The following is a 12,045-nucleotide window of genomic DNA, read 5'->3' as shown; positions in this document are numbered from 1 at the left end:
TATGAAAATAGTTAAAGGCATTTTTGTTCTGATTGCGGTTGTCGTTTCTTTCGGCTTTAGTAAATACGCCGCTGCATTAAACATACAGAACTTACGAACAGAATTACTTATCAACCCCACTGGGATAGACGTCGCTTTCCCGAAACTGAGTTGGGAAATTACGGGCAACGAGCGGGGGATCGAGCAGACAGCTTATCAAATCCTCGTTGCCTCTTCACCAGAAAAACTCAGTCCTGCTAATGCTGATCTCTGGAACTCAGGAAAGGTAAGTTCTGCAGCATCCAACTTCGTACAATATGGAGGCAAGGCGCTGAAAAGTTTGGATAAAGCTTTTTGGAAGGTTAAAATCTGGACTAATAAAGGCGAGACCGAATGGAGTAATACGGCTACCTGGAGCCTTGGGCTTCATCAATATAATGATTGGGATGGCCGCTGGATTGGTTTTGACCGCTACTTCCCCTGGGATGATGCAAAGGCGCCGAGACTATCGGCAAGATATTTCCGGAAAGAGTTTGCTACCGAAAAGCCTGTTAAATCAGCAACAGCATCTATCATCGGTCTGGGCCTTTATGAGCTGTACATCGACGGTAAAAAGGTAGGCGATCAGGTGTTAGCACCAGCACCGACTGATTACTCAATGAATTCCCTGTTCAACACTTTTGATGTTACCGACCGGCTCAAGGCAGGCAAACATGCTATTGGAGTAGTGTTGGGTAACGGGCGTTTCTTCGAGATGCGTCAAACCAAGGCCTATAAACAGAAAACTTTCGGTTTTCCAAAGCTGCTGATGCAGTTGGACATTGTTTATACAGATGGAACGAAGCAAACGATCAAAACCGACAATACCTGGAAAGGAACAGCGGATGGTCCGATACGGGCTAACAACGAATACGACGGCGAAGACTATGATGCTCGTAAAGAAATGGCTGGCTGGAACGAGCCTGGTTTTGATGAAAAGGCCTGGCTGACGCCAGAGCATGTTCAGGAGCCCGGCGGGGCTTACGAGGCACAGATGAACCAATTCATGAAGGTGATGAAGGACCTGAAACCCGTTTCAATTACTAAACGGAGCAACGGAAACCATATCATCGACTTCGGACAAAACATGGCGGGCTGGGTGAAGTTCAGGGTAAAAGGCGAAGCCGGCAGAAAAATCACCTTGAAGTTTGCCGAATCGCTTCAGGATAACGGCGATTTGTTTATCACCAACCTTCGTGACGCGAAAACAACTGACTCCTATATATTGAAAGGGAAGGGCGTAGAAGAATGGGAACCAAGTTTTGTTTACCACGGATTTCGTTATGTAGAAGTAAGCGGATATCCCGGCACACCGGCAAAAGAAGATTTCACTGCCCGACTAGTGTTCGATGATATGCAGACTGTTGGATCATTCGCATCTTCGAACTCGCTACTGAATAGAATTCACCAGAATTCATGGTGGGGGATAGCATCTAACTACAAGGGGATGCCGGTAGATTGTCCACAACGAAACGAGCGCCAGCCTTGGTTGGGCGATCGGTCGAATCAATCCTACGGTGAGAGCTTCTTATTTGATAACATTGCCCTCTACAACAAGTGGTTGGAAGACATTCGCTATTCACAAAAGCCAGACGGTGCTATTCCTGACGTTGCACCCGCTTTCTGGCGCTACTACAGTGATAACATGACCTGGCCTGGGACTTTGATTCTGGTAGTGGATATGCTGTACCGTCAAACCGGCGATGTTAGCGTGCTACACACGAATTACCCGGCCATGAAGAAATGGTTACAGTACATGGGCTCCCGTTATAAAAACGCCGAGGGCATTATTACTAAAGACAGTTATGGCGACTGGTGCGAACCTCCGGTTAGCATTGAGGCAGGACGGGGCAAAATTGCCGACAAAAAATATCCAAGCATGCTGATTGCAACGGCCTATTACTACCACTACCTGAACATGATGCAGCGTTTTGCTCAGCTTACGGGCAATTCTACTGATATTGCCTGGTACGCGGCGGAAGCAGCTAAGGCCAAAGATGCTTTTAACAAAAAGTTTTATAACCAGGGCGGCTATTACGGCGAAAACAAGCTGACGGATAATCTGCTGGCAATTCACTTTGGTTTGGTAACTCCGGAGAATAAGAGTAAGGTACAGCAGCAGATCGTGAATACTATCCAGGTGAAAAACCAGGGGCACCTGAGTACCGGACTGATTGGCACGCAATGGTTAATGCGTACACTATCAGAAATGGGCAGAGCTGATGTGGCTTACACCATCGCTTCGCAAAAAACGTATCCTTCCTGGGGATATATGGTTGAAAACGGGGCGACAGCGATATGGGAACTTTGGAACGGAAATACAGCTCATCCCAAAATGAACTCTCAAAACCACGTGATGATGCTCGGCGACCTGATGATCTGGTATTACGAGAACTTGCTTGGGATTAAATCCGATTACAATAACCCGGGTTTCAAAAACATCATCATGAAGCCGGATATGATTGCAGGTCTTGATTTCGCCAATGGCTCTTACCAGTCTATTTATGGCGCAATCAAAAGCGACTGGAAAAAGAAAGGGAATTCATTCACCTGGAATGTGGTTGTCCCTGCTAATACAAAAGCGCTGATATATATCCCAGCCAAATCCGCCGATAAAGTAAACGAAGGAAGCAAAAAGGCATCCACTGCAGAGGGAGTAAAATTTGTGAAGATGGAAGGAGACAGGGCAGTATATGAAGTAGGCTCCGGTAACTATTCGTTCAGTTCTTCTATATAAATTAACCAATTGAGATATTATCATGAAAGCAACTTTAAAATCCCCCATTCTTGCAGCTGCAATTACTGCCGCTACCCTTTTCTCATTCAACTCGTACAGCCAGGAAACTAAAAGTTCCACTACACAGATGAGCGCAGAACAAAGGGCGAAATCTGACGAAGAGCAACAGAAAAAAGCAGCTGAATGGGTTGCCAGCTTGAACCTAAAGGATGCAGCTAAGGAAAAAAGAGTGCAGGAAGTTATTGCAACTCACCTGAAGACCGTACGGGACTGGCACAATGAGCATCATTTTTCAACTGTTCCTGCAGGTATTAATCCAGCAACAGGAAATAAATTGAGCGACCTGGACAGGCAGGTAATTGCTAACTCTGCAATGCCGAAAACGGTTCACGAGAACCTGATGAGCGGTCTGCGGAAAGACTTGACTGAGGAGCAGGTAGAGGCAATTCTCGACAAATACACTATCGGAAAAGTTGCTTTCACCATGAATGGCTACAAATCCATCGTTCCAAACCTGACTGCAGAAGAAGAGGTTACTATCTTAAAATATTTAAAGCAGGCACGCGAGCAAGCGGTCGACTACAAAAATATGAACCAGATTTCAGCCATTTTTGAGATTTATAAAACGAAATCAGAACAGTATCTAAACGCTAACGGTCGTAACTGGAAGCAGATGTACAAAGATTATATAAATGCAGTAAAAGCAAGAAAAGCGGCAGAGGCTGCACAGAAGAAACAATAGAAACACTCACGCAGGCGGTTTAAAACCGTCTGCAATTTGCGCTAGCAACACACATTCAACATGATTTATAACAAAACAATAAAACTATTAGCCCTGCTGCTGATCACCAGCACAGGATATCTTTCAGCACAAACGAAGTTATGGCAAAAGGGAGTTATCGTAGATGAGTTTGTCTACGAAAAGGCACCTTTTCCACAGTCTCATTCAGCTACTATTGTAGAAACGCCGGCAGGCTTGGTAACCGCTTTTTTTGGAGGAACCAAAGAACGTAATCCAGATGTATGTATCTGGGTTTCCAGGCACGTGAATGGAAAGTGGACAGCTCCCGACAGCGTAGCAGACGGCGTAATGCCCGACAAAAGATATCCTACCTGGAACCCGGTTTTATATCAAATCCCTGGGGGAGAGTTGATGTTGTTTTATAAGATTGGCGCAAGTCCTGGTACCTGGAAAGGTTGGCTAAGAACCTCAAAAGACAATGGGATCACCTGGTCTGAGGCCAGAGCGCTTCCCGAAGGATATTTAGGTCCGGTGAAAAATAAGCCCGTGCTTTTGAGCAATGGAAACTTGTTTTGCCCAACCAGTACCGAGGGAAATAAAGAGGGAAACAGCTGGCAGATCCATTTTGAAGTAACTCCCGACTTCGGGAAAACCTGGCGTAAAATCGGGCCACTTACGGCTCCAAAAGGCTTTGATGCCATTCAGCCGAGCATCCTGGATCATGGAAACGGAAAACTGCAGATTTTAGCCAGAAGCCGTAGTCGGGCTATTCTGGAGTCCTGGTCGTACGACAACGGAGAAACCTGGTGGCCACTTTCAAAAACTACCCTGCCAAATAACAATTCAGGAACTGATGCTGTAACTATGCAAGACGGAAGACACGCTCTGGTTTATAACCACGTGTTGCCTCCGGGCGATCTGGCAAAAGGTCCTCGTACCCCGTTGAACCTGTCCATTTCTAAGGATGGAAAAAAATGGCGGGCTGCTGCGATTTTGGAAGATTCTCCGATAAGTCAATATTCTTATCCATCCATTATCCAAACCAAGGACGGAATGTTGCATGCAGTTTATACATGGAGAAGAGAGCGAATCAAACATGCTGTAATTGATCCTTCAAAAGTGAGACTGAAAAAAATTAAGAAGGGTGTTTGGCCGAAACTAAAAGGCTACACAGCACCGGGAGGCTCAGAAATTACGAATGATTAAGATGAGCCAGGATTTCAAAATTATATTTCCAGGCAAACTTGTCTTCGGAAAGGGTACGGCGGAAAATCTGATACAAGAGTTTGAGACCCTGGGCGCCAAAAAAGTTCTTCTGATCACCATTCAGCCTTTGGTATCTACTTTAAGTGGGATGGTGGAGAAACTTGAGAAGCAAGGGTTTGAAGTGTTGGTAGATACAAGCATTACGCAGGAGCCCACCTTTGATGATTTTAAGCAGTTGATGGCCCGCGTTGCTCCTTTCAATGCTGATGTAGTGGTTGGAATTGGGGGCGGAAGCGTGCTTGACATTGCAAAGTTAGTGGCGGCACAGCTGGATAACGAGCAAACTCTGGAGGAGATCGTTGGAATCGGTTTGCTGAAAGGGCGTACCAAGAAACTCATCTGTGTACCTGCAACTTCAGGCACCGGCAGTGAGGCTTCTCCCAATGCAATTTTAGTCGACAATTCCGACAATCAGAAGAAAGGGATCATTAGTCCTTATCTGGTTCCAGACATCGTTTATGTTGATCCTTTACTCACTATCAGCGTACCCGCCTCGATTACCGCTGCAACGGGTTTGGATGCTTTAACGCACTGTCTTGAAGCCTATACTAATAAGTTTTCTCAAGCTTTTATTGATATGTACGCCTATGAGGGGATGCGCCTCATTGCTGCTAACATTGTGAAGGCTGTAAGGGACGGAAAGGATGAGGAAGCAAGGACAGAAGTGGCAATGGGTAGCTTACTTGGAGGTTTTTGCTTAGGCCCCGTTAACACTGCGGGTGTTCATGCTTTGTCATACCCTTTGGGCAGTATGTTCCATCTGGCACATGGCTTGTCAAATGCGTTGCTTTTACCTTATGTAATGGAATTCAATATTCCCGCTGCTCCAAAGAAGTACGCTGAGGTTGCACTGGCCCTGGGCTGTGCAAGGGAGGCAGACGATCTGACAACTGCAGCGAAGGGAGTTGAGAAAATCAAGCAGTTAATAGCTGATTGCGGTATCCCGGCCAGGTTAAGCGACCTGAATATTCCGAAGGATGCAATCCCACTGATGGCTGAAGATGCAATGAAGATAACGAGGCTGTTGAAAAACAACCCGAGGGAGATAACTTTGGAGGACGCAATTTCAATTTATACTCAAGCCTATTAAAATGAATATCAAGAAAAAATACCAGGGTGTTGTTGTGCCTGTAGTTACTCCCGTAACAAACGAGTTTACGCTCGACGAGGGAGCTGTAGAGCGCATCTTCAACAACCTCTATGCAAATAACGTTTCTCCTTTTTTCCTTGGAACTACTGGAGAATCAGCTTCTCTACCTAATACCCTCAAGCAGGATTATCTGCAGTTGGCAGGGAAGTTAAAAAAGGAGGGAACGATGCTTTATGCGGGTATCTCCAGCAACTGTTTTGAAGAGTCGGTGGAGTTTGCAAAGCGATGCTTTGACGCAGGAGTAGATGCTGTGGCGGCTACCTTACCTTCCTACTATCCGCTTACGGAAGCCCAGATGAAGAAGTATTTCGAGTCGCTGGCTGAGCAGATTAAAGGTCCCCTGATTATTTACAACATCCCTGCTACCACGCATATGTCGATCCCTCTGGAAGTGATCGATGAGCTTAGCTATCACGAGTACATCGTCGGTACAAAAGATTCAGAACGGGGAGAAAGCCGTTTGAATGAATCGACGTCGCTTTGGGGTAATCGTGCCGACTTTAGTCACTTTTTGGGATGGGCCGCTAAGTCTGCCCATGCGCTATTAAACGGCAGTGATGGTCTGATACCAAGTACCGGAAACCTCCATCCCGGCTTATATAGCAGGATGATGATGGCTGCTTTAGATTCCGATCAGGAGCAGGTTTTCCGCTACCAGTACCATTCAGATCTGCTGGGGGATTTATACCAGTCGGGACGAACGCTTGGGGAATCGCTGTGGGCATTGAAAGTGTTGATGCAGGAATACGGATTATGCGAACCTGTGGTTATGCCGCCACTTCAACCACTCTCAAAAGTGGAGGAGGTCCGCCTGAGACGCGGTCTTCATGAATTAATAGAAAGAGAAGGAATTCAAATAAATAGACCTTTAGCAAATGTCTGAGAAACCTATCATAGGAATAACAATGGGGGATCCGGCGAGTATCGGCCCTGAGATCGCAGTAAAAGCCTTACTGCAGCAAAATATCTACGAGATCTGTAGACCTGTCCTGGTCGGTGACGCTTCGGTTTTTACCGATATTATTAGCCGGATTAATTTAGATGCAAGGATCAATTCAATCACTGATGTTAGCCAAGCTAAATTTGAGTTAGGAACAGTAGATGTTTTTGATTTACAGAACGTTGATCTGTCTCAGTTAAAGTTTGGAGAGATTGCGGCTATGGCTGGAGAAGCGTCATTTCAAGCTGTGAAAACGGTGATCGAACTGGCTCTTGAAGGAAAGGTTGATGCTACGGTAACAGGCCCGATCAATAAAAAATCTATCAACGAAGCTGGACATCACTTTGCCGGTCACACCGAGATTTATGCTCATTATACCAACACCAAAAAGTATGCGATGCTACTGGTGGAAGAGAACATGAAGGTAATCCATGTATCCACTCACGTATCTCTTCGTCAGGCCTGTGACTTGGTGAAGAAAGAACGGATTTTGGAAGTGGTGGATCTGTTGCATCACGGGTTGATCAGCCTCGGCGAACAAAACCTGAAGATCGGCATTGCCGGCCTGAACCCTCACGCTGGTGATTCAGGGCTGTTTGGGACAGAAGATGATGAGGAAATTGCACCTGCTGTAGAAGAAGCAAAACGCAGAGGCTTTGATGTGGAAGGTCCGGTTCCGGCTGACACGATGTTCTCGAAAGCCGCAACAGGTTATTTTGGAGGTGTAGTCGCAATGTATCACGACCAGGGGCACATCCCATTCAAACTGACCGGATTTAAGTGGAACCAGGAAAAACAGCAGATGGATAGTGTGAAAGGTGTCAACATTACGATGGGATTACCTATCATCCGGACTTCTGTAGATCATGGAACTGCCTTTGAAATTGCAGGAAAGGGGATTGCAAGCCCCGATGCGATGGTTTTAGCAATTGAATCGGCAGTACAGCTGTCCAAAAATAAAAAATAAGATGATCGCGGTTATTGCAGACGATTTAACAGGTGCAGCAGAGCTGGGAGGGATTGGCCTTCGCTACAATTTGAGCGTTGAAGTTGCTTTAGAAGTGGATCCGCAATCTAAAGCAGATCTGGTAGTTATTGCTACCGATGCCCGTTCGAAACCGGAAGCTGAAGCTGTGGCAGAGATGGTAGAAGTAAGCAAAGCAATCGCTAAACTGCAGCCGGGGTTGATTTTTAAAAAGGTAGATTCCGTATTGCGGGGCCATGTATTGCCTGAAATCCAGGCTCAACTTTCTGCATTCGATTTCGACCATGCTCTTATAGTCCCCGCAAATCCCGCCCTTGGCCGCACCATCGAAGACGGCAACTACCTGATTTATGGAAAGCCTATCGTAGAAACCGGATTCAAAGATGATCCGGAATTTCCTGTAACCAGCTCCCGGATTACCGAAATGCTGAAAGCAGAAGATGGGCAGGTGCAGGTACTGAAACATCAGGATTTGCTAGACAGCCCGGGGGTAATTGTAGGCGAGGCTGCAACAAATGAAGACCTGAAGGCTTGGGCAAAGCACTTTGGTAAACACAGCCTTTTTTCAGGCGGGGCGGGTTTCTTCACCGCTTTACTCGATTCTCTTGATATAAAAGTTGATGCTTTGGACAGGTCAATCGCTCCATTCTCGGGTGTTAAACTTTATGTCTCCGGTACTGCTTTTTCTAACAGTGCCATCCGGATTGAATCTCTCGAAAAAACGGGCCTGGTTGTTTATATGCCTTCTAATCTTTTTGAAGGCAAGAATATTAGCCATGAAGGCCTTCGCGATTGGAAAGAAGAGGTGCTGAAGCGATTAAAGGAATTCGGAACTGCGATAATTGCCATAGATCCCAAAGAAAGGGAAGGTCGAGACATTTCTGCGCTGGAGCTGAGAGAAAGGACAGCGCTGGTGGTTCAGGAAGTGTTTGCCGCTACTGAGATTGATGAGCTGATTATAGAAGGAGGATCCACTGCCTCAGCAATCTTCCGCACGATAGGGTTGAAAACGCTCTATCCGAAAGTTGAATATGCTCCCGGGGTGATTCGTAGTGAGGCCATCGAAAAACCAGGATTACATGTCACCCTGAAACCTGGTAGCTATAACTGGCCAAAAGAGATCTGGAGCTTCTAATGCAGGGATAAAAACAGATGTAACCATTTGAAATCATCTTGAAAATGAACTAACAAAGATATTAGACCAATTAAAACCACCTATATGAAACCAGTTCTAAGTCCGATTGACTACGGAATTATCACTATTGTACTGCTCATAACGCTTTACTTTGGCTTCCGCTTTTCGCGCAACCAGACCTCTACAAAAACCTATTTTAAAGCTCAAGGAAGAGTTCCTGCTTGGGCTATCGGGATGTCACTCCTGGCTACTCTCATCAGTAGCGTTACCTTTTTGGGATATCCTGGCGAAGGCTATTCCTCCAATTGGATACTTCTAGTGCAGGGGCTCATGGTTCCCATTGTCCTGCTTGGGACGATCTGGTTCATTGTGCCTTTGTACCGCAAGGTGATTGGTTTAAGCACTTACGAATATTTCGAAAAAAGATTTGGCCGTCTGGCCCGCTATTACAGCTCGTTAGCATTTGTACTGCGGCAGTTTTCGGGGATGGGAACCGTGTTTTTTCTGCTTGCTGTGGCGCTTTCCAATATGACTGGTGGAAATACTTTTGCCATTATTACGGTGGTTGGAGCAATTATCATCATCGTAAATTTAATGGGTGGTATCGAGGCTGTTATCTGGCTTGATGTATTTCAGGGCTTTATGTTATTTGCTTCCGGTATCCTTTGTCTCGGAGTTATTCTCTACTCAGTAGAGGGTGGCCCGGCAGAAGTTTGGAACATTGCCCAGGAGAACGGTCGCACCGGCTTCGGACCTTACGATATTGACTTTACCCAGCTGACCTTTATCGTTATGGTCATTAATGGCGCTTTCTACGCTATTCAAAAGTATGGAACAGACCAAACAGTTGTTCAACGGTATTTAACGGCAAAAACAGACAAGGCAGCTATTCGTGCTTCCTTATTGGGTATCCTGCTGACAGTTCCGGTTTGGACGCTGTTTATGCTGATTGGAACGGCCTTGTTCGTTTACTATCGGCAGCAGCCACTACCTGATGGCATGCGTGCTGATGCTGTTTTTCCCTTCTTTATTATGACTGAGCTACCTACGGGAGTGATAGGATTTATTCTTGCAGCTATGATCTCTGCTGCCATTTGTAGCCTAAGTGCAGATTTAAATTCCTTAGCCGCCGTTGGCGTAGAAGACTACTATAAGAAATTTCGCCCTCACCGTACTGATAAAGAGTACTTGCGGGTAAGCCGGGTGTTCGTAGTTGTTTCTGGTTTAATCTCCATTCTAATTGGAGCAATTTATATTAATGCGGGGAGCGAAGGTGTTTTAGGAATTGTCTTCACGCTCTATGCAATTTTTTCGGGGGGTATCGTAGGAATATTTCTGCTCGGTATTTTCAGCGCCAGGGCCAATCGGCAGGGAGTCAATATTGCTATTATTACCTGTGTACTCTTTACCGCGTACGCTTTCTTAACCTCCACTGAAATCGGTTTAGGCGACAACAAGCGTTTGCTCCTCGACTTCGGGGCTTACAACTTTACGCACAACAAGCTGATGTTAGGAGTGTACAGCCATCTGGTTGTGATAGGCGTAGGATATATCGCCAGCTTGTTCTTTCCTAAACCCGAATTGGATAAAAATTTATTATACAGCGGCTGGGTAGATAGCCGCCGGGAAAGGAAAGCCGAAGAACGCCTACGAGCTGTATCGGCCGAAGTTTCCTCTTTATAGTTTGATATATGAAATACATACTGTTAGCTGTACTTAGTTTCTCTATTGGTTTTACTCGGGCTCAAACCTCTGATAATGCTTTCCGCCAACCGCTAAAAGAGGTGATTGCAGATATCGAAAGGCAGTTCAATGTTAAAATTCGTTACTCAGAAGATTTGGTTAAAGACCGTTTCGTGACGTATGCAGGCTGGCGTTTCCGTCCCGATCTAGAAAAAACGTTAGCCAACGTACTGTCTTCGCAGGATATCACTTTCGCCAAAGAAGGGGAAGGAAAATATAAGCTACAGAACTTTCAGTACCATTTAAAAACTCCTCAAGAGGGTAAAGAACAGTTGGATTATTTGTGGTCAAGATTCAATAATGTAGCCACCTGGGAAAAAAGAAAGGCAGAGCTCAGAGGCTGCATGTGGGAAGCCCTGAAATTATCTCCGCTACCGCATAAGCCGAACAGCAAGCCAATTATTACGAATAAACGGACAATGGACGGTTACACCGTTGAGAACGTCGCTTTGGAGACGCTTCCAGGTGTTTACGTGACCGGCTCCTTATACAAGCCGCTCAATCCCAAAGGAAAAATTCCAGTAATTCTAAATCCGGACGGGCATTTTGGGGATGGCCGTTACCGGGCAGATGCACAGTACCGGTGTGCGATGCAGGCCCGAATGGGTGCAATGGCATTCAGTTATGATCTTTTTGCCTGGGGAGAGTCGGCATTACAGTTTAAATCGAGCGATCATCGTCGTAGTCTAGCCATGACGGTGCAAGCCTTGAATAGTATTCGTATTCTCGATTGGATGCTTTCCTTCAAAAACGCAGACCCGAAGCGGGTAGCAATTACCGGCGGTTCAGGCGGAGGAAGCCAAACGATGCTCATTACAGCACTGGATGACCGGATCAAGTTGAGCGTGCCGGTAGTAATGCTTTCCTCGTACCACAGTGGTGGTTGTCCCTGCGAGAGCGGTATGCCCGTTCACCTCTGTGGTGGCGGGACAAATAACGTAGAAATTGCTGCTATGGCGGCACCTCGTCCGCAACTAATTATATCTGACGGAAAAGACTGGACGCAGAATGTTCCGAAAACCGAGTTTCCCTACCTGGAAAAAGTTTACCAGTTCTACGGAAAGAATGATCTGGTAAAAAATGTTCATCTCGAGAAGGAGGGGCACGACTACGGGATAAACAAGCGCCTTGCCTTGTACGAATTTTTGGCAAGGCATTTTAATTTGGATTTGAAAAAGGTACAGAATCAGCAGGGCAAAATCGACGAATCTAAAGTGACTATTGAGAAGTATCCGGCGATGTATGTTTTCGGGGAGAAAGGGGAGGCTTTGCCAGCTACCGCCATCAGGAGTTACGAGGAGTTAGAGAAGCTTTTTGCAGGAAAATAGA

Annotated in this window: 9 protein-coding genes; all 9 read left to right on the top strand. The window is 46.0% G+C overall.

What is annotated here, in order from left to right; genetic code table 11:
• Position 1 precedes the first annotated feature (1 nt).
• The 9 genes from J4N23_RS02620 (at position 2) to J4N23_RS02580 (ending at position 12,044) form a co-directional block, all read left to right on the top strand.
• Positions 2-2,755, top strand: coding sequence for an alpha-L-rhamnosidase (locus tag J4N23_RS02620; RefSeq protein WP_207425450.1), 2,754 nt, complete (start codon positions 2-4; stop codon positions 2,753-2,755).
• Positions 2,756-2,777: 22 nt separating this feature from the next.
• Positions 2,778-3,497, top strand: a complete 720-nt coding sequence (locus J4N23_RS02615) for a DUF3826 domain-containing protein (protein WP_242689047.1) — start codon at positions 2,778-2,780, stop codon at positions 3,495-3,497.
• A gap of 60 nt (positions 3,498-3,557) precedes the next feature.
• Complete coding sequence (locus J4N23_RS02610) at positions 3,558-4,703, top strand: exo-alpha-sialidase (RefSeq protein ID WP_207425449.1); 1,146 nt, start codon at positions 3,558-3,560, stop codon at positions 4,701-4,703.
• Complete coding sequence (locus tag J4N23_RS02605) at positions 4,696-5,853, top strand: iron-containing alcohol dehydrogenase (protein WP_207425448.1); 1,158 nt, start codon at positions 4,696-4,698, stop codon at positions 5,851-5,853. Before J4N23_RS02610 ends, J4N23_RS02605 begins: the two co-directional genes overlap by 8 nt.
• 1 nt (position 5,854) lies before the next feature.
• Positions 5,855-6,796, top strand: coding sequence for a dihydrodipicolinate synthase family protein (locus J4N23_RS02600; RefSeq protein WP_207425447.1), 942 nt, complete (start codon positions 5,855-5,857; stop codon positions 6,794-6,796).
• Positions 6,789-7,820 (top strand): 4-hydroxythreonine-4-phosphate dehydrogenase PdxA, encoded by a 1,032-nt coding sequence (pdxA, locus tag J4N23_RS02595; RefSeq protein ID WP_207425446.1) that lies wholly within the window; start codon positions 6,789-6,791, stop codon positions 7,818-7,820. The genes J4N23_RS02600 and pdxA overlap by 8 nt, the downstream gene beginning before the upstream one ends.
• Position 7,821: 1 nt before the next feature.
• Positions 7,822-8,973 carry a four-carbon acid sugar kinase family protein gene (locus J4N23_RS02590; protein ID WP_207425445.1) on the top strand — a complete coding sequence of 384 codons (1,152 nt, stop codon included), beginning with the start codon at positions 7,822-7,824 and terminating at the stop codon, positions 8,971-8,973.
• An 84-nt stretch (positions 8,974-9,057) separates the two neighbouring features.
• Entirely contained in the window at positions 9,058-10,656 is a 1,599-nt protein-coding gene (locus J4N23_RS02585; RefSeq protein WP_207425444.1) for a sodium:solute symporter, read from the top strand.
• An 8-nt stretch (positions 10,657-10,664) separates the two neighbouring features.
• Positions 10,665-12,044, top strand: a complete 1,380-nt coding sequence (locus tag J4N23_RS02580) for a DUF4974 domain-containing protein (protein WP_207425443.1) — start codon at positions 10,665-10,667, stop codon at positions 12,042-12,044.
• Position 12,045: the final 1 nt, after the last annotated feature.

The organism is Pedobacter sp. SYSU D00535 (assembly GCF_017355855.1).
GTDB lineage: Bacteria > Bacteroidota > Bacteroidia > Sphingobacteriales > Sphingobacteriaceae > Desertivirga.
Note: the sequence above shows the minus strand (reverse complement) of the source record. Positions and strands in the feature narration are given on the sequence as shown.

What these genes read in the sequence shown, in the direction of transcription:
- J4N23_RS02620 (WP_207425450.1), top strand. Translation starts at nt 2, where the DNA reads ATGAAAATAGTTAAAGGCATTTTTGTTCTGATTGCGGTTGTCGTTTCT.
- J4N23_RS02615 (WP_242689047.1), top strand. Translation starts at nt 2,778, where the DNA reads ATGAAAGCAACTTTAAAATCCCCCATTCTTGCAGCTGCAATTACTGCC.
- J4N23_RS02610 (WP_207425449.1), top strand. Translation starts at nt 3,558, where the DNA reads ATGATTTATAACAAAACAATAAAACTATTAGCCCTGCTGCTGATCACC.
- J4N23_RS02605 (WP_207425448.1), top strand. Translation starts at nt 4,696, where the DNA reads ATGATTAAGATGAGCCAGGATTTCAAAATTATATTTCCAGGCAAACTT.
- J4N23_RS02600 (WP_207425447.1), top strand. Translation starts at nt 5,855, where the DNA reads ATGAATATCAAGAAAAAATACCAGGGTGTTGTTGTGCCTGTAGTTACT.
- pdxA (WP_207425446.1), top strand. Translation starts at nt 6,789, where the DNA reads ATGTCTGAGAAACCTATCATAGGAATAACAATGGGGGATCCGGCGAGT.
- J4N23_RS02590 (WP_207425445.1), top strand. Translation starts at nt 7,822, where the DNA reads ATGATCGCGGTTATTGCAGACGATTTAACAGGTGCAGCAGAGCTGGGA.
- J4N23_RS02585 (WP_207425444.1), top strand. Translation starts at nt 9,058, where the DNA reads ATGAAACCAGTTCTAAGTCCGATTGACTACGGAATTATCACTATTGTA.
- J4N23_RS02580 (WP_207425443.1), top strand. Translation starts at nt 10,665, where the DNA reads ATGAAATACATACTGTTAGCTGTACTTAGTTTCTCTATTGGTTTTACT.